The organism is Enterobacter sp. UPMP2052, assembly GCF_053709675.1.
Genome location: NZ_JBSKJR010000005.1, coordinates 1 through 25921, shown reverse-complemented (window position 1 = coordinate 25921; position 25921 = coordinate 1). Strand labels below are relative to the sequence as shown.

General features: G+C 57.6%; 17 protein-coding genes and 1 rRNA gene. 4 read left to right on the top strand and 14 right to left on the bottom strand.

All coding sequences use genetic code 11. From position 1 onward, the window contains the following. Positions 1-29 precede the first annotated feature (29 nt). Both ACWKX3_RS15010 and pdeH read right to left on the bottom strand, forming a co-directional pair. Complete coding sequence (locus ACWKX3_RS15010) at positions 30-2072, bottom strand: AsmA family protein (protein WP_006178018.1); 2043 nt, start codon at positions 2070-2072, stop codon at positions 30-32. Between the two features lie 66 nt (positions 2073-2138). Further along, positions 2139-2912, bottom strand: a complete 774-nt coding sequence (gene pdeH / locus ACWKX3_RS15005) for a cyclic-guanylate-specific phosphodiesterase (protein WP_006178019.1) — start codon at positions 2910-2912, stop codon at positions 2139-2141. A gap of 230 nt (positions 2913-3142) precedes the next feature. Between pdeH and kdgK the strand changes: the two genes are divergently transcribed. Continuing rightward, positions 3143-4072, top strand: coding sequence for a 2-dehydro-3-deoxygluconokinase (gene kdgK, locus ACWKX3_RS15000; protein WP_454542037.1), 930 nt, complete (start codon positions 3143-3145; stop codon positions 4070-4072). Between the two features lie 42 nt (positions 4073-4114). Here kdgK and ACWKX3_RS14995 read toward each other — a convergent pair whose 3' ends face one another. The 9 genes from ACWKX3_RS14995 to bcsR form a co-directional block, all read right to left on the bottom strand. Next, positions 4115-5608 (bottom strand): M16 family metallopeptidase, encoded by a 1494-nt coding sequence (locus ACWKX3_RS14995; RefSeq protein WP_454542036.1) that lies wholly within the window; start codon positions 5606-5608, stop codon positions 4115-4117. Positions 5609-5835: 227 nt separating this feature from the next. Further along, positions 5836-7122 (bottom strand): dicarboxylate/amino acid:cation symporter, encoded by a 1287-nt coding sequence (locus tag ACWKX3_RS14990; protein WP_454542035.1) that lies wholly within the window; start codon positions 7120-7122, stop codon positions 5836-5838. Positions 7123-7280: 158 nt separating this feature from the next. Beyond that, on the bottom strand, positions 7281-9287 hold the full coding sequence (gene hmsP / locus ACWKX3_RS14985) for a biofilm formation regulator HmsP (protein ID WP_454542034.1): 2007 nt from the start codon (positions 9285-9287) through the stop codon (positions 7281-7283). Between the two features lie 119 nt (positions 9288-9406). After that, complete coding sequence (gene bcsC, locus ACWKX3_RS14980) at positions 9407-12889, bottom strand: cellulose synthase complex outer membrane protein BcsC (protein WP_454542033.1); 3483 nt, start codon at positions 12887-12889, stop codon at positions 9407-9409. Continuing rightward, the gene (bcsZ, locus tag ACWKX3_RS14975) at positions 12871-13977 is read right to left on the bottom strand and encodes a cellulose synthase complex periplasmic endoglucanase BcsZ (protein ID WP_058609737.1); all 1107 of its coding nucleotides are present in this window, start codon (positions 13975-13977) and stop codon (positions 12871-12873) included. The genes bcsC and bcsZ overlap by 19 nt, the downstream gene beginning before the upstream one ends. 6 nt (positions 13978-13983) lie before the next feature. Continuing rightward, the gene (gene bcsB / locus ACWKX3_RS14970) at positions 13984-16428 is read right to left on the bottom strand and encodes a cellulose biosynthesis cyclic di-GMP-binding regulatory protein BcsB (RefSeq protein WP_454542032.1); all 2445 of its coding nucleotides are present in this window, start codon (positions 16426-16428) and stop codon (positions 13984-13986) included. A gap of 10 nt (positions 16429-16438) precedes the next feature. Then, positions 16439-19054: a UDP-forming cellulose synthase catalytic subunit gene (gene bcsA / locus ACWKX3_RS14965; protein WP_006178028.1), complete on the bottom strand. Its 2616-nt coding sequence runs from the start codon at positions 19052-19054 to the stop codon at positions 16439-16441. Next, positions 19051-19803 (bottom strand): cellulose biosynthesis protein BcsQ, encoded by a 753-nt coding sequence (bcsQ, locus tag ACWKX3_RS14960; protein WP_058609734.1) that lies wholly within the window; start codon positions 19801-19803, stop codon positions 19051-19053. Before bcsQ ends, bcsA begins: the two co-directional genes overlap by 4 nt. An 11-nt stretch (positions 19804-19814) precedes the next feature. Beyond that, positions 19815-20003, bottom strand: coding sequence for a cellulose biosynthesis protein BcsR (gene bcsR, locus ACWKX3_RS14955; RefSeq protein ID WP_006178030.1), 189 nt, complete (start codon positions 20001-20003; stop codon positions 19815-19817). Positions 20004-20175: 172 nt separating this feature from the next. On the opposite strand from bcsR, the gene bcsE reads away from it, so the two are divergent. From bcsE to bcsG, 3 genes are read left to right on the top strand one after another with little or no spacing between them, the layout of a single operon-like run. Next, entirely contained in the window at positions 20176-21735 is a 1560-nt protein-coding gene (bcsE, locus tag ACWKX3_RS14950; RefSeq protein WP_454542031.1) for a cellulose biosynthesis c-di-GMP-binding protein BcsE, read from the top strand. After that, positions 21732-21926 (top strand): cellulose biosynthesis protein BcsF, encoded by a 195-nt coding sequence (gene bcsF, locus ACWKX3_RS14945; protein WP_006178032.1) that lies wholly within the window; start codon positions 21732-21734, stop codon positions 21924-21926. The genes bcsE and bcsF overlap by 4 nt, the downstream gene beginning before the upstream one ends. Then, a complete protein-coding gene (gene bcsG / locus ACWKX3_RS14940; protein ID WP_006178033.1) occupies positions 21919-23598 on the top strand; it encodes a cellulose biosynthesis protein BcsG in 1680 nt (559 codons plus the stop codon). The genes bcsF and bcsG overlap by 8 nt, the downstream gene beginning before the upstream one ends. Before the next feature lie 40 nt (positions 23599-23638). Here the strand turns inward: bcsG and birA are convergent, their stop codons facing one another. The 3 genes from birA to rrf form a co-directional block, all read right to left on the bottom strand. Then, entirely contained in the window at positions 23639-24601 is a 963-nt protein-coding gene (gene birA, locus ACWKX3_RS14935; RefSeq protein ID WP_058609731.1) for a bifunctional biotin--[acetyl-CoA-carboxylase] ligase/biotin operon repressor BirA, read from the bottom strand. Further along, a complete protein-coding gene (gene murB, locus ACWKX3_RS14930) occupies positions 24598-25626 on the bottom strand; it encodes a UDP-N-acetylmuramate dehydrogenase (RefSeq protein ID WP_337285759.1) in 1029 nt (342 codons plus the stop codon). The genes birA and murB overlap by 4 nt, the downstream gene beginning before the upstream one ends. A gap of 135 nt (positions 25627-25761) precedes the next feature. Further along, positions 25762-25877 (bottom strand): 5S ribosomal RNA (rrf, locus tag ACWKX3_RS14925). Positions 25878-25921 lie beyond the last annotated feature (44 nt).

Here is a 25921-nt window from a genome sequence, read left to right as displayed (position 1 = left end):
GCTCCCTCTCCCTGTGGGAGAGGGGGTTGTTACTTCTTCATCTGCGACAGTATCGCCCGACACTGGTTCGCATCCCCTTCTGATGGCGAGATCAATGCCAGCAGCGCCGCGGCAGGCGTCACCAGCGTGGCGAGCGCTGCGGCAACCGCACCGCGAGCAATCAGCGGCCCGGCTTTCACCCCCGCCTGCGGGTTTTTAAAGGTGCCGCGTACGTACAGCGGTGAACGCAGGGTGATGATACGGAACCCTTTACTCTCTGGATTGATGGTCAAATCCAGCTGCTCAGAGGCCATGCTGGCCGTACCGGTCACGTTAATCACCGCATTCTCGGTGTCGAAGGCAAAGATCTGCGGACGCGCCACGCCGTTCACCAGGTCCAGATTCGCCGCCGCGCAGTTCACACGCACCTCATCGTCGCCGAAAATCTGCCCGATGATGAAGTTACCGACGTTCAGCCCGAGGATCTCCATCAGGTTGCGGCTGACCAGCCCGTCGTTCATCAGCAGTTTCAGGTTACCGTTACTGCTGCCCAGCAGCGCGGCAACGGAGTTCCCCACGCCGCGGATATCGGCGTCACCGTTCATCTCACCCAGGGTTTTCTGCATCAACTCGACGTTTGGCATCAGCTCTTTCAGCTTCAGCCGGCGCGCCTGAATATCCGCCCGCCCCTGCATCGGCTTTTTATCGCCTTCAAGATGGATGTTCGACGAGATGGTCCCGCCCGCCAGGCCGAACTTCAGCGGCTGCAGGCGCAGATCGGCATTTTTGAGGATGATGTGGGTGGAGAGATTACTGATCGGCAGGGTGCTGCCGTGCTCGATTTTCTTGCCCTTGAAGCGCACATCCGCGTCCATCACATCCCACTTATCGGTTTCAAAGCGGTCGTACGGCAGGACTTTGCCCGCAGGCTGAAGATCTTTCTTCACCTCTTTGGACTTCGTGCCTTTGCCGGAATCGACGCCAATCAGCGGCCCCAGATCGGCCAGACGCAGCTGGCGGGATTCCATATCGCCCTCGAGTTTCGGGCGCGGTTTGCCGGTGGTGTAGGTGAGAGAACCGTGAATATCGCTGTCACCGATGCGGCCATTGAAGTCGCGGTAATCGAAGACCGACGATTTCTCGGTGTCGATTTTCGCCACCAGGTGCCCGTCGGTTTCAAACGGTGGGGTATCTGGCAGCAGCACGCCGGTGAGGTCATACAGTTCGCCCAGGGAATCGCCAGCGAACTTCAGCTGTAGGTCGACGCCGCCCATCTTCATGGGGTCGTTAACCGTTCCGACGAACGCCACGCGCGTATTCCCGGAGCGGAAGTCTGCCTGTACCGGGAACGGTGTGCCTTCACTGCGCAACGCCAGCATCCCGCCGATTTTCCCTTTACCCGTCAGCGGCTGGCCGTTGTAGCGCCCTTTCGCGGTCAGGCCGAAGACGTAATCGCCCGCCTTCGCCTTGTCCCCTTTCGCTTTACTGCCCGTCACTTCGCTAAACGGCAGCGGTTTGCCCAGCGGATCGACCAGGATCTCCACGTCCGCTTTGCTGACCTTATCGTCGATGGCGATCCGCCCGCGATCGAAGAGAATATTATCAAGGCGGAAAGACCACGCCGACGGCTGAGCATTGGGATCTTTCTCCTCGCTGCTGGCGAGGTTGAACGTCCAGTTATTGTTTTTTTCAGAGAGACGGATCAGGCGCGCATCAGGCTGCTGAAGCTTGATCCACGGCAGATACACCGTTTTGGTCAGGAGCGCTAACGGTGCCAGGGTGGCTTCTACGCGGGGCAGATGAACCATGGTGACCTCCGGAATATCCGGTGGGTTACCCAGGATAATGTCATCCGCATGAACGTGCGGCCAGGGAACCCAGCTTCGCCAGCCGGTTTCCTCTTTCTGGCGTTCCCACACCACGCCCAGATCGCCGCGTATTGCGAAGGGGCGATTCAGCTCGGTTGAGACTTTCTGGTTGATGGTCGGTTTGAGGCGGTTCCAGTCGAACGTGGCGATAATGATGATTGCGACCACGATCAACAACAAGAAAATCCCTGCTGTCCAGGCGATAACCCTGGTTGTTTTTGTCATTTTAGTCCCCTTTCCTGAATGACCTTGCCTCTAAAACTATAGAACAGACAAAGGGAAAGGGTCGGATCAGAGGTGGGTAATCACGTTTTCCAGGGTATCCATCGGGACCGGGCGAGAGAGGAAATAACCTTGCGCTGCGGCAGCCGGGGAATTTTGCACGTCGCGCCACTCTTCCAGCGTCTCAACACCTTCGACAATTACGCCCTGGCAGTAGCGGTTCATCAACTGCAGGAGAAGCGTAAACAGGTTTCGCCCTTCCGGCGTCTGGCGCAGCATGATAAAGAGGTCGCGCGCGACTTTGATGTAGTCATAACGCACTTCGCTCAGCGCAGAAAAGTTTGCCATGCCGGTGCCGAAATCATCCAGCCACAGCGGGCCAAATTCACACATTGAAGCAAACGAGGAGTCCTGCGGCAGACGGACGTGCTCCACCAGCTCGAAGCGCATCCACGGCAGGCGGGCAATCAGCTCCTGCAGCGTCTTATTCTGGCGCAGCGCCATCAGGGTGGGGCCATCCACGTTCACCGATGCCAGAATGCCGTGGCGCTCGAAGAAAGCCTGCTTAGTTGCCAGCATTTCCAACTGCTCTTCCAGCACGTCGATGCGCTGGCGCACGGCCACCTCCGCAAAATAGCGGTCCGGCGCGATACGTTGCGACGGATTTGAGGGGTGCGTGACCACCGTCAAAATCTCAATCGCCATCAGGCGTCCATCGGTGCGGTAGATGGGCTGATAGGTGTATGTTCGCTCACATTGCAGCCAGTAGCGATGCTCCTGCAAGTTCTCGATACTTGCCTCAGGCGTAGTGCTCAGCCGCTGGATAACCTGCTCTGACTTCATTTCAGATGTCCTGTTGTATGGGATGGCTTTTCTGGACTCGTCACTGAGTTATCGGCGCGGCCATTGAGAACTTTATGTTCAGCGCACCGGGAAGATGAAATTAAGATGACAGAAATTTCAAGGAACACGCGCTGGCTCATGAAAATTAATGGAACGACGTTTTAATATAGTTGACCACATAATCCACTCAGCGCACACTGCTGATAAATACTCTGTTCAGGTTCACGACTATGTCCAAAAAAATTGCCGTGATTGGCGAATGCATGATTGAGCTGTCACAAAAAGGAGCGGATGTTAGCCGCGGTTTTGGTGGCGATACCTTAAACACTGCCGTCTATATTGCCCGTCAGGCTGCTGCAGACGCGCTCAGCGTTAACTACGTTACCGCCCTGGGTACGGACAGCTTCAGCCAGCAAATGCTGGACGCCTGGCAGAGTGAAAATGTTGATACTGCGCTCATCCAGCGCATGGAAAACCGCCTGCCGGGGCTGTACTACATCGAAACCGACAGCACCGGCGAGCGCACGTTCTATTACTGGCGCAACGAAGCGGCGGCGAAATTCTGGCTGGAGAGCGATGCCGCAGCCGCCATCTGCGAAGAGCTGGCCACCTATGACTACCTCTACCTGAGCGGCATCAGCCTGGCCATCCTCAGCCCCACCAGCAGGGAAAAACTGTTTTCCCTGCTGCACGAATGCCGTGCCAACGGCGGAAAAGTGATTTTCGATAACAACTATCGCCCTCGCCTGTGGGCCAGCCGCGAAGAGACGCAGCAGGTTTACCAGCAGATGCTGGCATGCACCGATATCGCCTTCCTGACGCTGGATGATGAAGATGCTCTGTGGGGCGAAAAACCGGTCGACGAGGTGATTACCCGCACGCATGCCGCAGGCGTGAACGAAGTGGTGATTAAACGTGGCGCGGACGCGTGCCTGGTCTCGGTGGCGGGTGACGCCGTGGTTGAGGTGCCGGCAGTGAAATTAGATAAAGAGAAAGTGATCGACACCACCGCCGCGGGAGATTCATTTAGCGCGGGGTATCTGGCGGTACGTCTGACGGGCGGTACGCCGGAAGCGGCTGCCCGGCGCGGACACCTGACGGCAAGCACGGTGATTCAGTATCGTGGCGCCATCATTCCACGCGAGGCGATGCCTGCATAACAACGGTGCGGGCGAACGCCCGCACCCTTTCCTTCTGCTGCGTTACTGCCCTTGCGGGATGTCCGTAGCATCCTGATGGAGATCGTCCGCTGGCACAGGCTGTGCGGTCGGGGCCACAGGGGCCATAATGCCATTCCAGGTCGCCTGCAACTCCTTCATGTCATACTCCGGCTCGCCTTTCGGCTGCATCAGAATTAACGCCATATCCTGCGATAGCTGCTGGCGCAGATCCTGGTTCAACATATCGACGGTAAGCCCGCTGAGGAAGTCCTGACGCAGCTTCTGGTACTGCTCCGGCGCGATATCCACCACCTGGTTTTGCAGCGAGCGAATACGCTGGCTGATCAGGATGTCGGTATCCGCGCGGGCGTAGGTGGCAAACAGCTTCTGCAACTCAAGGGATTTCTGCGCGACCAGAGCGTTGAACTCCTCTTCCGGCAGCCCATCTTTGCGCACTTTCTCCAGTTCCTTCGCCACCACGGCCAGATTGGCGTTCAGCTTGTCACCCGGTGATTCGACGTTGATGGCGCACTGCGCGCGCTGGAACAGCACGCGGCAATCAAAGCCCAGGCCGATGTTCTTCACGTTGTTTTTGCTGAGCGTCTGCTGAACATGCCAGAACAGCGCCTCACGGGCCAGATCGGCACGCCAGTAGCGCAGCAGCGCGGCGGATTCGCGGATAGGCTGCCAGGCGGTATCCCACATGATTGACAGGCGGTCCTGACGCACGGTATCCGTCATAATGCTGACCGGCGCGGCCCGCAGCGGCGAGAGCGTAGGCACCGGCGCAGGGGTTTCGCGTTTGCCTTTCAGATCGCCAAAGGCCTTGTTGATCTGCTCCACTACCGCGCGGCTGTCAACGTTGCCGACCACAATGAGGGTCATCGCGTCCGGGGTATACCACTGCTGGTAGAAGGATTTAACCTGCCCAATATCAACTGGCTGCTTGAGCGGCTCGGCCGGGTCATGGCCCAGCAGCGTTGAGCCTTTCAGGCGATAGCGCCACCAGCCCTCTTTGGTATCCGCAGGCCAGGTGGCGACCATGTCGCTGTTGCTCAGCGCGTAGTTAATGGTCTCAGGCGTGATTGCCAGCTTGCCGGTAGCATCCGCAAGCCAGGTAAGCGATTCTTTCAGCAGATCGTTACGGTTATTAGGCAGGCTCAGGTTAAACATGGTGTAGTCATAAGAGACCACGGCCGGTGGAAGCGGGCGTTTGGGATCAATGGCTTGCTGCCACATTGAACGCACCTGAACCGCTTGTAAACTGCCGCTCTGGGTGAGCGCCAGTCGGGGAATAAAATGGCTGAAACCGGTCTGCTGGGTGCTTTCTGTGAGGGAGCCGGTATTCACCGACAGACGGATTTCAACGCGATCGCTGGGGCGTTGTGGCGTGGCGAGCACCTGCCACTGAAACCCATTCGCTAACGTTCCTTGTTGCCAGGCCGGGTCTGGCTGGAGCGCATCTGCCTGCACATAACTGGCTGCTGCCATCATCAGCAAACCGCCGGTTAAGAGTCGAATTTTTGTGCCCTGCATGTGAACCCCTGATCAACATTCCTGGTTAAAACGAGCATCTCGTGACGTGAGCACTCTTTAAAGATGACGATGAAAACACGAGGATTAGACCGCGTGTTCTTCGAAACGTCACGGTTCGAAGTGAAATATACCCAAAAAAAATTTTGTCGAATTATGACAGGTATGTAGGGGGTATTATGCGCAGACGCCCGCATTCCGACAAGGGAATGCGGGCAATTGCTAAGATATCAGGAGGATAAACCGGGGGTTTTGTCTTCGACAGGACGATTATTTAACGTATCGTCGAGCTTTTTGTGATCCAGCTCTTTCACCCACTTCGCCACCACGACGGTCGCGACACCGTTGCCCACCAGGTTGGTTAAGGCGCGGGCTTCAGACATAAAGCGGTCGATACCGAGGATGAGCGCCAGACCCGCCACCGGCAGGTGACCCACCGCAGAGATGGTCGCCGCCAGCACGATAAACCCGCTGCCCGTCACGCCTGCCGCCCCTTTTGAAGACAGCAGGAGCACCACCAGCAGGGTGATCTGATGGAAGATATCCATGTGGCTGTTGGTTGCCTGGGCGATAAACACCGCGGCCATCGTCAGGTAAATGGACGTGCCATCCAGGTTGAAGGAGTAACCCGTCGGGATCACCAGCCCCACCACCGACTTCCGGCAGCCCAGTTTTTCCATCTTATCCAGCATGCGCGGCAGCGCCGATTCGGACGAGGAGGTGCCCAGCACAATCAGCAGCTCTTCGCGGATGTAGCGGATAAACTTGAAGATATTAAAGCCCGCCGCCCGCGCGATTGACCCCAGCACCACCACCACGAACAGAATACAGGTGATGTAGAAGCAGATAATCAGCTGGCCAAGCTGCACCAGCGTGCCGACACCGTATTTACCGATGGTAAAGGCCATGGCACCAAAGGCCCCGATGGGTGCCAGACGCATGATCATGTTGATAATGCCGAAGATGACCTGCGAGAAGCTTTCAATCACGTTGAAGATGATTTGGCCTTTGCTGCCCAGGCGATGCAGGGCAAAGCCAAACAGCACGGCAAACAGCAGAACCTGGAGGATATTGCCGCTGGCGAACGCGCCGATGACGCTGCTCGGGATCACGTCCAGCAGGAAGGCGACCACACCCTGATCCTTCGCCTGCTCGGCGTAAATCGCCACCGCTTTGGCATCCAGCGTGGCCGGGTCAACGTTCATGCCTGCGCCGGGCTGCACCACGTTCACAATAATCAGACCAATGATCAGAGCAATGGTACTGACCACTTCGAAATAGAGTAACGCCACGGCGCCAGTACGGCCAACCGCCTTCATGCTCTCCATGCCAGCGATGCCGGTTACCACCGTACAGAATATGACCGGGGCGATGATCATTTTGATGAGCTTAACGAACGCGTCGCCAAGCGGTTTCATTTGTGCGCCGAGTTCAGGGCAGTAGTGACCAAGCAGAATACCGACTGCGATGGCCGTCAGGACCTGAAAGTAAAGGCTCTTGAAGATCGAGGTTTTCATAGGGTGTCCTTGGGAAGAAAAACCACAGGCTTTGTAAGGTTATGGTTAACCTGCGGCTTTAAAATAACACCCACATAACAGGACAGAAATAAACCAGGTTCAAATTTGAAACACAAATGTTAAGAAATTTGAGCTGGCTCGCACAAGCCAGCAACAAATTACAGGTTTGCGGGGCGGTCAGCGTCAGAAAGATAGCGTTCTTCGAAGGCGTCGGACGGCACGGCGCGGCCAAACAGGAAGCCTTGTCCACCCTCTACACCCGCGTCTGCCAGCCAGCGACGCTGGGCCTCGGTCTCGATGCCCTCGGCAATCACATGCAGATTGAGGCTGCGCGCCATCTGAATGATAGCCTGCACCATGCTGCTGTCGTTTGGCAGCCCGTCGACAAAGGTTTTGTCGATCTTCAGGACGTCTACCGGCAGCGTTTTCATGTGCTGAAGCTGGCGCAGCCCGGCGTAGCCCATGCCAAAATCGTCCAGCGCGATGCGGACACCGGCATTACGCAACGGCTTGAGGATAGCGACCGCTTCGTTAGGATCGTCAATGCGGCGGCTCTCGGTCACTTCCAGAATCAGGGTGTCAGGCTGGATCCGGTAGCGGTGGATCAGCTCCAGCACCTCCGAGACCATGGTCGGGTGCATCAGCTGTAACGCCGAGACATTCACCGACAGCGGCAAGGTAATGCCCCGCTCCTGCCACGCCGCCAACTGGCGACACGACTCTTCCAGTACCCAGTAACCGACCGTGACCATCAGCCCGCAGGACTCGATACGCTCGATCAGCCCCTCCGGCAGCTCCCATGCGCCGTCCGGCTGCTGGACGCGTAACAGCGCTTCGGCGCTTTTCACCTCGCCCGTGAGCAAATTCACCTGCGGCTGTAGCCAGACGGCAAACTGGCGGTTATCCAGCGCCGTCAGAATGTCGCTCTCTTCCGTCAGGCGCTGCTGGGCTTTTTCCATCTGTTCCGGGTCGAAGAACTGGATCTGGTTTTTGCCTTTACGGCGGGCGGTAAAGGCCGCCGACACGGCGCGACGGTAAAGCTGTTCCGCCGTCAGGTCGCCATAGAACATCGCAATCCCGATGCTCGCGCTTGGGCGCAGCTGAATGCCCTGAATCGGCAGCCGCTCATTAATAACAGTGAGTACTTGCTGACCTAGCGTAACGGCGTGCCACGGCTCTTTCACGCCGTGGGCGATGATCACCAGGTCATAGCCGCTTACCTGCGTCAGCACCATGCGCGGCGAGAGCACCGATTTCACCTTCTCCACCAGCGTCAGCAACAGCATTTCACGCTGGCTCTCTTTGAGCACGCCCGCGGTGTCCTGCAACGTTTCACAGGCCACGACCATTAGCGCGTTCGTCTGCTGGCGCGCCACCGTCTGCTCTAACATCGCCATCAGGAAGGCTTTGTTCGGCAGATCAGAGACCGGGAAGCGAGTAGCACTGCTGTTCAGCTCGGCCTGGTGGCGCATCACGCGCTGCTGGTTGATGTTGTAGCTGCGCACCAGCATGCCAATCTCGTCGTCATGGTGAAGACGCGGCAGCTCAAGCTGGTGCCCGACCTGCTCCTGTGGGGATAAATCGTTAAGCTCGCGGGCAATGCGGCGTAGCGGGTGCACAATCAGCCGGTTGATGCACCAGGTCAGCGCCACACTCAGCATCAGCGTCAAAAGTAAGTAAGTAGTTACTAACGTAGCGACCCAGCTCATGACGAACTTATACATGCGGTAGGAGTCCGCCTGCAGTACCAGATAGGCTAACGGCTGGGGGTTGGCCGGGCGTTCGAGAGAGTAAATCGGCAGCGAGATTTGGACCGGCAGCTCAAACATGCGCATCACCATCATCGGGACGGGACGTTCAGGGATAAAGCTCATCCGCAGCGCCTGGAACTGGTTCGGCAAGACCACATCCGCCCGGCTGACGATACCGGCAGGCTGAATGCGTTTTAAAATGGTTTCCGCTTCGGGGATATCCCCTTTCAGAATCGACGAGGAGAGCGGGCCGCGTACCGAGCGGGCGATGCTTTCTAATTGCGAAGCCGTGTTATAGCGATTCTGCTGTACGGAATGAAACAGCAAAATGACGCAAAAAAGGAAGACAAACAGCAATGTGACGGCAGAAACCATCGCCATCTGTTTGATCGTTAGTGAACGGCTGACACGCAAAATGACTCTCCACAAAACTCGAAGCGCAGGGCGCACCAGGGAGTGAACCCGGTGCGCCTGAGTATACCCGATTGCTATGCTTTTAAGAGAGACTTACAAATGGATTAAGTAAAATCCGATTACCAGTCCGCATACGGCGTGAGCGGCTGAGGCGGTAAGTCCATATCGCCCTGCCAGCCTGCGGCAGAATAGCGCACGTAAAGCAGTGCATGACTCGGGGTATAGTCTTTCGCTTCCTGAATATCCACGCCCATACCGACGAACCAGTTGGACGTGACGCGGCGCTCAATAATGGCGCGAGCGGTATAACCCGTGCCGGAGGAGCTGCTCCCGGTTTCCATCTCGCCCCGGTCAGTATAGCGGCCCGGCTCATTGGTGGGGATTAACCCCTGCTGCGGATAACGCATCACATCATCCGTTTTCGAATGCGACCAGGAGACAGAGCCGCCCAGCTCCCAGGACCAGTTCTCGGTGCGCTTACGCCAGGTCACCGGCAGCGCGAACGAGACATACTCCTGCGGGCTATAGTAACCGCCCTGTCCCAGCGTATAGGCACTCAGATCTTTATCGTAATGCCATACCATGTTAGAGACGCCAACCGTCAGGCGCTCGTTGTTTTCGTTGATTAATTTGTAGTAATAGCCGGTCATCCAGCGCACGCGCCAGTTATCTTCAACGTTTTTGCCGGTCAGGCTGTCGACGTTCAGGCTCGACCAGACGCCGTTCGCCTCGCCTTTGTCATAGCTAATGCTAACGCCGCCGCCGGTTGAGCGAACGCCGCCCCAGGTGGTGCCGGTGTTGGTATCTTTCTGCCCGGCAAAGGCCAGCATCGAGCTGGAGATCGGGCGACGATGGGCATTCAGGGTGTAGCCAATCGGCCCCAGATCGCTGCTGTAGCTCAGGCCGCCGACCACGTCTACCACGTCGAAGCCCATCGGGGTGGTGCCGATGTCCCACGCCCAGGTTTTATTCTGCCAGCCCACGGCCACGCTGGCCCCGTTTGCCGACTGGTTGGTATTGCCGCTGCACGGCGTTTCGGCACAGGTACCCCATTTGGGATCGTAGGTGCCGTTAGTGGTGGCAAATGAACCGGCGTCCATGTTGACCAGATCGCTTCGGAAGAACATCCGGCCGTCTGACAACGGCGCATCAACCTGCAACATGGAGGTATGCGCTTTCAGATCGGAATAGCCTCCCGTACCGCTGGAGCCCCAGTAGTCGTGCTGCAGCGTCACGTTAAGATCCTGCTGACGGTATAAATCACCGGCATCGCTGCGCACGCCGCGCTTCAGCCAGTCATCTTTTTCGTCGTTACGCGTGAGGCGGGTAAAGCTGTCGTTGTCCGCCGGGCGCGTGGTGGTTACGCCGGATGAGACCATCGCATCTTTATAGGTTTCCAGCGCCTGCTGAGGCTGGCCGTTCTGCGCCTGAAAACGCGCGGCATCACGTAACACCAGCGCGTTCTCCATTGACGGCGGCTGAGACGTCGCCTGCGGGATCAATTTGCTGAAGGTCTGGTCTGCCGCCGCGGTGTCACCCAGCCCTGCCTGCGCCATAGCGACCCGACGCTGCACGTTAAGCGAGCGCGGCTGGCCGTTTTCTGTGGCAGGCAGTTTTGCCAGTTCGGCGCGCGCTGCCTGCCGATCGCCTTCGGCAATATACACTTCGGTCAACCCCAGAAGTGCGTCCTCGTTTTGCGGCTCGCGTTGTAAAACGGTGCCGTAGGCGGTTTTTGCTGTAGCGTTGTCGCCGCGCTGCTGCGCCCAGTCTGCCAGCGTAAGATCGATACGCGTGGAGGTCGGCTGCTGGCGAAGCAGGGTCTCGGCCTCCTGCTCTTTTCTGCTGTCGCGCAGGCGGTTTGCCGTTTCCAGCACCTGATCGCTTTGCAGGCGATCCGCCAGCTCCTGAATGTTTCCGTTCCATTTATCACGCGGCAGCGTGTCGAGATGGGCCAGCGCGGCGCGATCTTGATTGTTACCGGAGAGGTACAGGCCGTAGGCGTACACCTGCTCCGGGTCGCCCGGTTTCTGGCTGGCGAGCTGGCGCATCAGGTTATCCGCCTGGCCGCGCTGCCCGGCGCTGTAGAGATCGCGTGAGAGACGATAGGTGATCCACACGTCGCCCGGCGAGAGCGCCAGACGACGGCGCTGAATGTCCGCAGCCTGCGCGAATTTCCCTTCGTTTTCCAGCTGCTCCGCCTGGGCGGACAAACGGTCATTGGTCAGCCCGCGCTCGATATCATCAATACTGCGACGCTGGCTGGCAGAGAGAGACTGAATAAATTCCGCCGCCTTTTCCGGGGACTGCGCGCGATAGAGCCTGGCAAGACCGCGCACCGCGTTGCTGTTCCCGCTGTCCATGCGCAACGCCTGGCGATAGTAACGCTCAGCCGCTGCGTTATCGTTACGCGCCGTGGCGGCATCGCCCAGGCCCAGCACCGCATAGCTGTCGGTATTGTCGATGTTACGCGCCTGCTGGTAAAAGCGCTCCGCCTGCGCGGTATCGTTAGCTTTCAGGGCGGCATCGCCCTGCTGGATCAGCAGCCAGTAGCGGTTGACTTTCAGCAGGCTGTCCCATTTGCCCCGGTTATCACTCTGCGGGTCGAGCGCAATCGCTTTTTCGAACTGCGCCACCGCGCGGGCGCGATCGCCTTTCTGGGAATAGGCCTGCCCCAGCGCGCCAATGGCTTCGCTGTCAGTATGATTCGCGCTGACGGCCTTTTGCAGTTCGGCAACAGCTTTACTGCCCTGCCCGGCATCTACGGCGGCCAGCCCTTCGGCTTTGGCACGGAAGGTCGGGTCCGCGAGCTGTTTTTGCTGGGCTTCCAGCTGAGAACGCGCAGCCGTGACGCTGTCGCCGTCGCTAAACACGCTCAGGTATTTCTGTAGCTCGCTGACGCTGGCCGCGCTGGTGGGCCGATCTTTGATCTGCTCATACCACATATCCGACGCCTGGCCGCGACCGCTGTTGGATTTCGCCATCTCCTGGAGGACCGCGAAACCTTCGTCCCGGCGTTCAGTCTGGAAAAGCAGCTGCGCCAGCGTGGCCTGAAGCTGGGTATTCCCCGGATTATCGGTATTGATTTTTTTCAACTGGTTAATGGCCGCATTGCGGCGGGCCGGATCTTTCGCCACCACGTTCCAGTATTCGGAAGCCAGCTCGGCGCCCGGCGGGTTACCGGAAAAGAGTTTGTCATAGGCAGCAATCGCCTCCTGCGTATGGCCGGTCGAGGCCAGCAGACGGGCCTGCTGGAGTGCCTGACGCCCGTCCGGCGTGGAGAGCAGGATCGCATTGCGGGAAGACTGGTAGGCGCCGGAGCCGGGGGCGATCTCCTTCAGGCGGTCCAGCGCTTTTTGCGCAGCGCCGGTATCACCCTGTCGCAGCAGGTAACGCAAGCGGGCGGCAATGACATCCGGATTGTTGGGATCGATAAGCTCGAGGCGATACAGCGACTGGCGGACCAGATCCTCACGTTGCATCGATTCACCCAGGCGCACCTGCTCCAGCAGCAACTGCTGCTGCGGCGAGTTGGCGGCCTGGGCCATCGGCATGAGCGCCAGGCCAAGCGATAAACTGAGTAGATTTACTGTGAACTTGCGCATTCCTGGCCCCAATCCGGTATTAATTCACCCTGTGCGGTGAAGCGAAAACGGTGCTGATCCCACCCTTGTCCGAAGAGGGTCAGTACATAGCTGTAATAGGCGTTGTTATCGGGAAAATGATCGGCCACGCGCTGACGTTGAACCGCTTGCGCATCGCGATTTTGCAAAAAGGGCAGCAGCGCGGCCGAAAACCCGACCGGGCCGTCATTCGTTCGTTTCCCCGTCGCGATGTCGACTTTTTCCGGGGGCAAACCCTGTTTAGCGGTTGTCGCCGCCATCGGCTGGAAGCGCGCCAGCAGCCGGGCTTTCTGCGGGTCTTTATCGTTCATCATGCCTGCCCACAGGTAAACGCGAATCGCATCATAGCTCCCCACAAGGGAGGTGCTCTGTTTTAGCTGCCAGCCTTTGCTTTTCTGGTACTGCACCCAGTCCGGGGAGAAGCCTTTGGGTGCTGTCTCCAGCAGCAGGCGCAGGTTGGTTTCACGTAGTGTCGTCCAGGGGGTGCCAAAACGGGTGAAGTAGCTTGCCAGCTGCGGCGGGAGATAGCTGGGGTTAAAACGCCAGGCGTTCTCTTCGGCAAAGCCGACTTTTCCCGGCAGCAGCATGGAGCCAAGCCCCGGCACTTTCACCACTTCCTCACGGGCGATGCGCTCAAGCAGCGCGTTGCCGGTGCGGGTATAGTCAGGATTTTTCCACAACCGCCCCGCCTCCAGCAGCGACCAGGCGATCCAGATATCGGCGTCCGACGCGGAGTTATCGTCGATGACCGCCCAGGTCTCTTTGTTCTTCTGCCCCCACAGCCAGGCGGGCAGGTGCTGCGTTAAATCGCCTTCGGCCAGGTTGTCGCGCGTCCACGCCAGCAGCTGGTCGAACGCTTTACGGTCGTTGGCGACAAGGGCAAAGAATAATCCGTAGCTTTGCCCCTCCGAGGTGGTGATTTTGCGCGCGTCACTGGGATCAATGACGCGCCCGCCTTCGCTCATGTAGTCCTGTTTGAACTGCTCCCAGGCGGGCCAGGTGCAGGCGGCACGGAGATCCGTCACCGCCAGCATCATCGCGGCGAATACGTACCAGCGTAAGGCTTTCATCACAACTTACTCACGATCCGGGTTCAGGCGACGACGGCTGATGATACGCAGCAGACGCCACAGCACCCACGCCAGCAGCACGACGCTGACGGCGGCCAGAATGGCCAGCAGCACCGGATGGTTCGACAGCGCATACCACAGACGCTCAAACCACGGCAGATGCCCGACATAGTAAATATCCCCGACGCGCAGGCTGTTGACGCCGGACTCACGAATGACGGCCACCGAGCCAAACATCGCAGCACGTTTACCGCTGTCGTTCATGGCGTTGTTGAGCAGCTCATACCCGCGCGGGCTGTCCGCCAGCAGCGCAATCACGCTACGCTGGTCGTGATACGGCGACTGGAAGCCCACAATTGCCGCCATCGGGCCTTGCGACGTAATGGCGGTCTGCGCCCCAGCCTGACGGCCATTGTCATCCGGCATAATGCTCGGGAAGTCGGTCTGACGCAGCGGGGTGTTCACCCAGGACTGGGTGGCCTGCACCAGCAGGTCGACGCGTTTGTCATCCTTCAGCTTGTCCGGGATGGTGCCGATCACCATGATGTCAGCATCTTTGTTCTGCAGCTGGCTGCCATCGTCGGTCAGGGTGACGTTTATCGCCGGTAAGCCGGTCTGTGCGCCCACGGTCGCCATGGCGTCCAGCAGCGTGGAGACCTGCGCTTCGTTTGGCGTTTTTGGCACAACGACAATGGATTCAGAGAGATCGGCCATCCGGCTGAACGGGAAGCTGGCGTTGGCGAAGGCCCGCAGGTCCGGCATGGCGAGGAAGTGATAGAACGTCGAGAAGTCGATGGTTGACTCGTCGCCAATCACCACATGATTCTCCACCGGCTGGAAGGAAATGCAGTTCTCCACCGAGCCGCCAGGCATCGGGTTCACGTACTGGAAGTCAAAGCGCAGCTGGTTGATCGCGCCCAGCTTCAGAGCCGGAATCGAGACGTCGGTTTTGCCATCCAACAGCCCCTGCAGCACCGGCAGGCGCAGCATCAGCTGGTTGGTCTCCTGGTTACTGGCCAGGCTGAAGGACTGCAGGAACTGGTTGTTCAGGCTGATGTCCATGCGCGAGCTGTCTTTGGTCGCGGGCGCGGTGTAGCGGTATTTCAGATTGATATCAATACCGTTGGTGCGCAGCAGATAGAGATCCGGCGGCAGGTTCAGCGACAGATTGACCGGCGACGGCTCCAGCCCGGAGGACTGCAGCTGCTCTTCATAGGTTTTCAGCTCGCCGAAGGTGATGGCGCGATCGGTACGCACCCAGTTCGGCGCATCGTATGGCTTACGCGCCAGCAGCGGCTTCACCTCATCCACCACTACGCTGCTGCCACGGAACAGGATGTTCCCCTGGGCAATCCCTTTGGCTGCCTGCACCAGGTCTTTGTCATCACGACCAAACACCACCAGCAGCTTCACGTAAGGGTTATCCGGGTGGTTCATCATCTCAACCGTCGGGGCTTTTACGTCCGGGTGGTCACGCAGGAAGGCCGGGCGTTTAGCGTTAGTGGCAAACACGATGGCGTTTTTGTCCGGCATTTTATCGTACATGACCGGGAAGCTCTGACCGCGCCAGCCGGAGCGGGAACCAAACCACGAGGCCACAATGGTCGCCGCCAGCTGTTCCGTCACGTCCGGGGAACCGGCAAAGACTATCGGCAGCGTTAGCTGACGGTTGTCGCGCGGATCGAAGAACGGGACCGGGAAAGCAGAAAGATCGTTTTTCAGCGCCAGTGACTGGTAGGTCATCTGCAGCGATGAGTTCCGCCCCACGTCCATCCACAGGGTACTGCTGGAGGGGTTTTCACAGACGTCGCGGTAGTGGCCGACAAACTCCAGACGCACGCGGTTGAAATCGGTGATGAACAGCGGGTTGATCGGCACCTGAGCCTGGGTTTTCTTACCCAACTGCTCTTTGGTGACCGGCAGAACGTCCATCAGCTCGTCATTCAGATAAACTTTCAGCTGTGACTGTACCGGCAGCAGCGAGGGCGACGGCGTGTACTCAAGGTTCAGCACCGCCTGAGAGACCACTTCATCGCTGCGCATGCCGAACTCAACGCCACCCTTAGGGTTGGTGCCACGAAGCACCATGCTGCCCGGAGGCGGCGCAATTTGCGCAAAGGTCAGCTTCACGTCACGTGACGGAACGTTATCCGCCACGACGGGCGCGTTGGCACCCGGTACGCCCGGCATCACCTGCCCGACCACCGGCGTTGCAGCCTGCGCCCCGTTCTGGTTTACCGGCAGGGTGTTCCCCTCGGTCGGTTGATTCGGGACAACGTTTTCCGTTTGCCCTGGCGCCGCGGTCACGACGGGGTCGGTCGCCTGCGCGACGACGGGAACCGTGGGAGCCGGCGTCGCCGCAGCATTATCCGGCGCGGCGTTAGCCACTGTTGCGGGAAGCGCACTCATCCCCATTGCCACTGCACATAACCAGGAAAGTTTAGTTTTCATCGCGTTATCATCATTGTTGAGCCATAACCGGGTCCGCCTGCTTCGCTTCATTTCGCTCGGGTCGACGCGGAATGAACGACACGACCCAGGAAATCAGCGAAGTAAGTGACCGGAAAATTAATTTCACCGACGACGGGGCAAATTCTGCAAGGTGACGATAGCCACGGAACCCCAGCTTCAGAATATCCAGCAGGCTTTCCAGAGGTTTATCTTCCGGGAAGCTGTCCTGCCAGAGCGCCCACGTATCCGCGCGAGCAAACGTACACTGCACAAAATCGATGTGTTGCTTCTTGGTCAGCGGCATCAGCTGCAGACCGACTTCATTTCCTGACACACGCGCTACCTGCGTCGGGAAGACATACTCTTGCTGGCCGCGTTTGAGCAGCAGGTTGACCTTCTGCCCCTCCAGCACTTTCGCCTGCCCGTTGATCTTGATCCCGAGTCCCCCGTCAGAGAAGTCATGCACGGTACAGGAGAAGAGGTGACCATCTTCACGGGCAATGGCTGCCGGCATGCTGATCTCGACGCGGTGCGCGCGACGGACCTGCTTGCTCTCGACCGAAACGGCCACCGCGCCGCCAAGGATAATCAGGTTGTAGAACACCCATGCCACGCTGACGAACACCGTCAGGATTTCGTTTTCCGGGCCGTAGTAGTAACGCCAGATACCGGCAATCACGCCAACGATGTTGAGCAGCACCAGGAAGATATACGGACGGGAGATCACCCAGTCGACGTACTCCTCTTCCACCAGCCCGCCTTTGGCGGTGACGTTAAACTTGCCTTTGTGCGGGTTAATCAGCGCCACCATGGTGGGCGGCGCGATATACCAGGCCAGCACCGTTTCGTAGATTTCACTCCAGAACGAGTGGCGGTATTTGCCCTGAATCTTCGAGTTGGTCAGGCTGGCGTGGATCATATGCGGCAGCACAAAGAGCGCGATCATCAGCGCAGGCGCGTAGATGATATAGGCGTGCAAGAGCAGGAACGCCAGCGGCGCGGTCAGGAAGATGAGCCGCGGAATGCCGGATAAGAAGTGGAACATGGCGTTGACGTAGCACAGGCGCTGCGCCAGCTTCAGCCCTTTCCCCGTTAGCGGGTTATCAAGGCGGAAAATCTGCACCATGCCGCGCGCCCAACGGATACGCTGGCCGATATGCGCAGAAAGCGACTCCGTTGCCAGGCCGGCCGCCTGCGGAATACGCATGTAGGCCGAGGTATAGCCGCGACGGTGCAGGCGCAGCGAGGTGTGAGCATCTTCGGTGACCGTCTCAACGGCAATGCCGCCAATTTCATCCAGCGGCTTGCGGCGGATAACCGCGCACGAGCCGCAGAAGAAGGTGGCGTCCCACATATCGTTCCCGTCCTGCACCAGGCCGTAGAACAGGGTGCCTTCGTTCGGGGTTTTACGGAAGCGCCCGAGGTTGCGTTCAAACGGATCCGGCGAGAAGAAGTGGTGCGGCGTCTGCATCATCGCCAGCTCTTTCTCTTTCAGGAACCAGCCCATGGTCATCTGCAGGAACGAGCGCGTCGGGACGTGGTCGCAGTCAAAGATGGAGACAAACTCCCCTTTGGCATATTTCAGCGCATTGTTGATGTTCCCGGCTTTGGCGTGTTCGTGCGTAGTACGGGCGATGTATTCCACCCCCACCTCTTCCGCAAACTGACGAAACTCCGCCCGGCCGCCGTCATCAAGGATCCATATTTTGAGCTTGTCCTTCGGCCAGTCGATACCCAGCGCGGCGTAGATAGTATTTTTTACCACGCTCAGGTCTTCGTTATAGGTCGGCACGAAGAGATCGACCGATGGCCACTGGGTCGTGTCTTTCGGCAGCGGTACCGGCTGACGATTCAGCGGCCAGACCACCTGGAAATACCCCAGCACCAGCACAATCCACGCATAGGTTTCAGCAAACAGCAGCACCAGGCCGCACACCAGGCTTACCGGGTCATCCCAGTTAAGCGTTGAGGTGTAGCGCCACCAGATGTAGCGGCAGGAGACGGTCAGCGACAGCACGATCAGCATCAGGGCCGAGAACCGCCCCGGAATACGCCGGACCAGCAGCGCCACGCCCCAGAGCAGGATCAGGAAGGTAAACTGCGCCAGCGGGTTAAAGGGCTGCGTAATACAGACCAGTGCCAGAATCAGCGAGAAGACGACAATTAAGCCGAGGATAAAACGACGCAAGCCCGGATGCAGATGCCCGAGCTCTTTATGATCGTCCAGATGGCTGGTCCTGTCGCCCACGCGCTCGGGCAGCCTGTCCAGCCAGCGGTGATAGCGCTCGCGGAAATTCTGCACCCGGCTAAAGCTGCGCCAGTGCGGCGTTTTCTTATCTGATACGGGCGAAGTTGCCACCAGCCAGAGCGCCTGAATGGCGTAACGCGCCGGGTCCAGGGGGCGCGGCCTGTCAGGATTAATGTGCGGATAAAGCTCCCCGTGCCGCGCGCGAATGCGCTGCCAGCGGGGGTGTTCCAGCGGAATGAACAGCCAGGCCAGGATCGTCCAGAAACAGCCCAGCGCAGCGCTTAGCGACGACGCGCCGTGGTGACGATAATGACGATAGCGCTCGCTCAACCGCGCGCTGACCGGCGGTATAAGTAGCCAAGTGGACACGCGGATCATGCAGGACTCCCGGCAGATTCCCCGCGCCCGGCGTAGTGCAGCAAGCACCAGTTCGCCAGCGTCAGGATCTCTTCCGCCGCCAGTGAATCGCTCCGGTATTCGCCAAGCGGCTGTTTGGAAGCAAGGCACTCCGCCATGGCTTCATCACGATGGATGACCATCGGCAAAAGGCGTCGCTGGCTTTGCAGCCAAATCTGGTACAGATCGTCCTGGATCTGGCTGCTGAGGCGCAGATCGTTAATCAGAATGTGGGCATTCGCCGGCAGAGCCTGCTGATGCAGGCGGATATGGCAATTCGCATCAACGTTAACAATGGAGAGCACGTGATCGCACTGGGTAATAAGTTGGCGCGTCAGCGGATCGCTACCGTGCGGCAGATCGAGCACTATCCAGCGGTAATGGCCCTGCTCTTTCAAACGCTGCAAAGCGTTGCTGAACTGCGCAAGCAGGGGCTGATGCGCATTTTCGTTCTCGCGTTCTGCAACGGTCAGTTGCCCGTAGGGGAGCAAATCCAGCAGGGAGGTGTAACGCAGGCCCGCGTCCTGCCACTCTTTACCGTCGAGGAATGCCCGCGCCCAGCCGTCTTGATGGCGGAAGTCGACGTTGAACGACATGCGCAGCAAATTGTCGGGGCAGGCATCAATGACCAACACCGATTCACCCAGTAGTTGCAATGACCACGCCAGCGCCGCGGTGACGGATGTTGTACCCACACCGCCACGGACGCCCTGTAATCCGAGTATGGCCATCAATGGCTCCCTTATTGTTGTTGGGCAAACTCAGCCAGCAACGGCCAGCGTTTAATCGCCGCTGCCAGTTGTTCCCGCTGGGAAATATCGGTGTAATCAATTTCAGGCAAAGAAAAAGCCTGCGAGAGCGCCAGAAAATCATTTTGGAATGTGTAACCCAGGCTACTGTCGACCGGCGTTCCGGGTTCATTATTATGCATTTTTATTCCATCACGTTGATTAAAGTCGCGGGATCAGATGAAGCGAAGCCTCCTACCTGCGAATTTTCATTTACATGCTAAATCTGATGTTCTTTAATTTCAATGTTAGGTTTATTTCTACGCTTTCGCTAGTAAACTGAGATACAGATAAATTCGATGATAGAGGGACACCGTGGACTCCATATTTTCTATTGGCATCCAGTCATTATGGGACGAATTGAGCCACATGCCAGTCGGTGGAGTCTGGTGGATTAATACGGAGCGCAATGAGGACGCCTTAAGCCTGGTAAACCAGACCGTAGCCGCACAGGGCGGGGATTCCCGCGTTGCCGTTATCACCATGGGCGACGATCCTAAACAGGTTATCAGGCTCGATGAAAATAATGGCCCACAGACGGTAAGGCTATTTACGATGTCATCCGAAACCGAAAGCCTGAACTTCCTGCCCCGTGATATTCAGTGCTCCATTGATCCGGATCACTATTTACTGATACTTAAATGCGCAAATAACGTGCTGCAAAATATATCCCCACAAAAAATTGTGCAGTGGATAGAAAAAATCAACAAATGGGCGAAAAATCGAAACTGTTCAGTATTGGTCATTAACCCCGGCAGTAATAACGACAAGCTTTTTTCATTTTTAATGGCGCAATATCGTTCCCTTTTCGGCCTCGCAAGTATCCGTGACCAGACCGACAGTTATCTTTACGATATTGCGTTCTGGTGCAACGAAAAAGGGGTGAGCGCCCGCCAACAACTTACCCTGAAACAGATCGACGGTCAGTGGCATCTCTCCCGACAAGAAACGGCGGTGGTGCAGCCGCGCAGCGATGAAAAACGCATTCTCAGCCATGTTGCGGTATTAGAAGGTGCGCCTGCGCTCTCGGAAAACTGGTCCCTCTACGATACAAATGAAGCGGTCTTTAATGAAGCCCGCACGACGCAGGCAGCGACCATTGTTTTTTCATTAATGCAGAATAACCAGATTGAAACGCTGGCGAGACACATACACACGTTGCGTCGCCAGCGCGGAAGCGCACTGAAAATCGTCGTACGTGAGAACAATACCAGCCTGCGCGCCACCGATGAGCGGCTGCTTCTGGGCTGCGGTGCCAATATGGTCGTGCCCTGGAATGCGCCGCTCTCACGCTGCCTGACGCTTATCGAAAGCATTCAGGGCCAGCAGTTTAACCGCCACGTTCCGGAAGATATCAGCACCCTGCTTTCCATGACCCAGCCGATGAAACTGCGTGGCTATCAAAAGTGGGATACCTTCTGCGATGCGGTCAGCAATATGATGAGCAACACGCTGCTTCCGGCAGATGGCAAAGGCGTGATGGTCGCGCTGCGCCCGGTGCCGGGTATTCGTGTTGAACAGGCGCTGACCCTGTGCCGGCCCAACCGCACGGGGGACATCATGACGATTGGGGATAACCGCCTGGTGCTGTTTTTATCCTTCTGTCGGGTGAACGATCTCGATACGGCCCTTAACCACATCTTCCCGCTACCAACCGGGGATATTTTCTCTAACCGCATGATTTGGTTCGAAGATAATCTTATCAACGCAGAACTGGTGCAGATGCGTACCCTGAAACCGGAACAATGGTCAAAACCGCTCCCGATGACGAAGAGTGTCAAACCGATCCTCAATGCGCAGCATGACGGACATACCTGGCGTCGGGTTCCCGAACCCCTGCGTCTGTTGTCTGAGCAGACGGAGGGATCAAAATGAGCATCAGCGATATCCTTCAGCTGGTCATACTCTGTGCGCTGATATTTTTCCCGCTTGGCTACTATGCGCGTCATTCGCTGCGTCGGATGCGCGATACGGCCAGAATACTGTTTGTAAAACCTCGCTACGTTAAACCCGCCGGAACACTGACACGAGCTCCGAACGTCAAGGCAACCCGAAAACATGACTAATTCTACCTATACCACGTCGGCGCCATCGCCGCTCTGGCAATACTGGCGCGGCCTTTCCGGCTGGAACTTCTACTTTCTGGTGAAATTTGGTCTGCTGTGGGCAGGCTATCTTAATTTCCACCCTCTGCTGAACCTGGTGTTTATGGCATTCCTGCTGATGCCCATTCCGAACGTCAGGCTGCACCGTATACGCCACTGGATCGCTATTCCGATAGGGTTTGGTCTGTTCTGGCATGACACCTGGCTGCCTGGCCCGGAAAGCATCATGAGTCAGGGCTCGCAGGTTGCGGGCTTTAGTTCCGACTATATTCTCGATCTGACCGAGCGTTTCATTAACTGGGAGATGATTGGGGCAGTGTTCGTGCTGCTGGTCGCCTGGCTGTTCCTGTCACAATGGATCCGCGTCACGGTGTTTGTGGTCGCGATTATGGTCTGGCTTAACGTGTTGACGCTGACAGGCCCGAGCTTCTCCCTGTGGCCAGCCGGTCAGCCAACCACCACGGTCACCACCACTGGCGGCTCTGCGGCGGCTACCGTGGCGACAGCGGGCGACACGCCGGTGGTAGGTGATATCCCTGCGCAAACGGCACCGCCGACCTCGGCGAACCTGAATAACTGGCTTTCAAGTTTCTATACGGCTGAAGACAAGCGTCAGACCAAATTCCCGGACGCACTGCCTGCCGATGCTCAGCCGTTTGAACTGCTGGTGATCAACATCTGTTCCCTGTCCTGGGCCGACGTGGATGCCGCCGGGTTGATGTCGCACCCGCTGTGGTCACACTTTGACATCCAGTTTAAAGATTTTAACTCTGCCACGTCGTACAGCGGCCCGGCAGCCATTCGTCTGCTGCGTGCGAGCTGCGGTCAGCCATCGCACAAAAACCTTTACCAGCCAGCGGGCAACCAGTGTTACCTGTTTGATAATCTGGCTAAGCTGGGCTTCACGCAGCACCTGATGCTCGGCCATAACGGTCAGTTTGGTAACTTCCTGAAAGAGATTCGTGAGCAAGGGGGAATGCAGGCCCCGCTGATGGATCAAACCGGCCTGCCGGTGCAACTGCTGGGCTTTGACGGTTCGCCGGTATACGACGACGCCGCCGTGCTGCAGCGCTGGCTACAGACCATCGATAAAGACACAAACCCACGCAGCGCCACGTTCTACAATACCCTGCCGCTGCACGACGGGAACCACTTCCCGGGCGTGAGCAAAACGGCGGATTATAAAGTGCGTGCGCAGAAGCTCTTTGACGAGCTGGACGCGTTCTTAACCGAGCTGGAAAAATCAGGCCGTAAGGTGATGGTGGTTGTGGTGCCAGAACACGGCGGTGCGCTGAAGGGCGACAGAATGCAGGTGTCCGGCCTGCGCGATATCCCAAGCCCGTCCATCACCAACGTGCCTGCCGGGATTAAGTTCATCGGCATGAAGGCACCGCACCAGGGTGCACCGGTTGAGATCACCCAGCCAAGCAGCTACCTGGCGATCTCAGAAATCGTTGCCCGCGCGGTTGACGGCAAGCTGTTTGTGGAAGATAGCGTGAACTGGGATCAGCTTACCAGCAATCTGCCGCAGACGGCTGAGGTATCGGAGAACGCCAACGCGGTGGTGATCCAGTACCAGAAAAAACCGTATGTTCGTCTCAACGGCGGGGACTGGGTCCCTTATCCGCAATAACGACGTAAAACTAAAAAGGGAGCCAACCGGCTCCCTTTTTTTATTCTGCGCTTCGCAGCGAGATTTCACCGCCCACCCAGGGCTTGATCGCGCCGTCTTGTTCGAGGAGCAGCGCGCCCTGTGCATTGATACCCCGGGAAATTCCGACGATCTCGCGTTCGCCAATCAGCAGTTTGACCGGACGGTTGATAAAGTTATCCAGCTTTTCCCAACGCGACAGGAACGGCGTTAACCCTTCCTGCTCAAAGAGCGTCAGGGAACTGCGCAGCTCTTTTATCATGCGTACGGCGAGAGTATTACGATCGATGGTGATCCCCGCTTCCTGCAGGTTGGTCCAGGCCTGATTCACCACATCACTCTGCACGTTACGCATGACCATATTCAGGCCAGCGCCAATCACAATCTGCGCGGCATCGCCGGTTTTACCGGTTAATTCAACCAGGATACCCGCCAGTTTACGATCGTCGAGATAGAGATCGTTCGGCCATTTGACCCGCACTTTATCGGCACCCAGCTCGTGAAGCACTTCGGCCATCACAATCCCTATCACCAGGCTCAGGCCGACAGCGGCGGCAGGCCCTTGCTCAAGACGCCAGTACATTGACAGGTAGAGGTTGGCACCAAAAGGAGAGAACCATTTGCGCCCACGGCGGCCCCGCCCGGCCTGCTGATATTCCGCCACGCAGGCATCACCCGAATCGAGATCGCCCAGGCGATCCAGCAGATACTGGTTAGTGGAATCGATTACCGGCAGGACGGCCACCTTTCCCTGACCAATCTGGCTACGGATCGCCTCTTCATTGAGGAGCTGGATAGGCTCCGGCAGGCTGTAGCCTTTGCCGGGCACGGTGAACACATCGACCCCCCAGTCGCGGAGCGTCTGGATATGTTTATTAATACCGGCGCGGCTCATGCCCAACTGCTCGCCCAGCTGCTCGCCAGAGTGAAACTCTCCGTCAGCCAGAATGCCGATCAGGGTTAAGGGAACGGTATTATCCTTCACGCAATTGTCTCCACGGCACTGACTTCGCCCGTGCGACCAATAAAGCGCACTTCGGGCTCGAGCCAGACGTTGAATTTCTCGCCCACACGCTGGCGAACATGATGTGCAAGCTTGACCACGTCTTCACTGGTCGCATTGCTTTGATTGATCAGTACCAGCGCCTGCTGACGATGAACGGCAGCACCGCCCACCGACGTGCCTTTTAGTTCACATTGATCGATAAGCCAGCCAGCAGCCAGCTTCACGCTGCCATCCGCCTGTGGATAATGGGGTGCCGTTGGCCAGCCTGCCAGGAAAGCTTTCGCCGTTTCACCGCTGATAACCGGGTTTTTGAAGAAACTGCCCGCATTACCGTTCACTTTCGGGTCAGGCAGTTTTGTCATCCGCATATGGCAGACTGAATCAAAGACTTCACGAGCGGTGACGGTCGCGGGATCGAGACGGGTTAAATCACCGTAGGTCAGAACAGGTGTCCACGCTTTCGCCAGACGAAGACCTACGGCCACAATCACGTAGCGATCCTGGTATTCATGCTTGAAAATACTGTCCCGATAGCCAAAACGGCACTGCTCTGCGGTCAAACGCAGGGCGTTTCCGGTCGCCAGCTCGAGGCAGTCGACATATTCGCAGACGTGTTTTAGCTCGATACCGTACGCACCAATATTTTGAATCGGTGACGATCCGGCACAACCGGGGATGAGCGCAAGGTTTTCGAGACCCGGCATGCCTTGTTCAAGGGTGTATTGCACCAGATGGTGCCAGTTTTCGCCGGCCCCGACGTGCAGATGCCAGCTGTCGACGCACTCTTTAACATCAATTCCCATGATGCGATTGACGATAACCGTTCCCGCAAAATCATCGAGAAACAGGACATTACTTCCTTCGCCCAGAATAAGTACGGGTTCACCGTTTTCTGCTGCGTTTTGCCATGCTTCCAGCAGTTGCTGAGCACTCTCGGCACGTACAATTTGATTAGCATTGCGTTGAATGCCAAAGGTATTCCAGGGCTTAAGGGAGTGGTTCATAGACGCTATCCTGATGCAAAAACGGTGATAGTTTACCGTATATGCAGGAAATTGGGGGATTAGTTTGTGGAGAGGTTTTGGGGTACAAAAACGCAAAAAGGCCATCCTTCCGGATGGCCTCTTTACTTGTTTGATGCCTGGCAGTTCCCTACTCTCACATGGGGAGACCCCACACTACCATCGGCGCTACGGCGTTTCACTTCTGAGTTCGGCATGGGGTCAGGTGGGACCACCGCGCTAAAGCCGCCAGGCAAATTCTGTAATCTGTATCAGGCTGAAAATCGTGTCTCTCTCA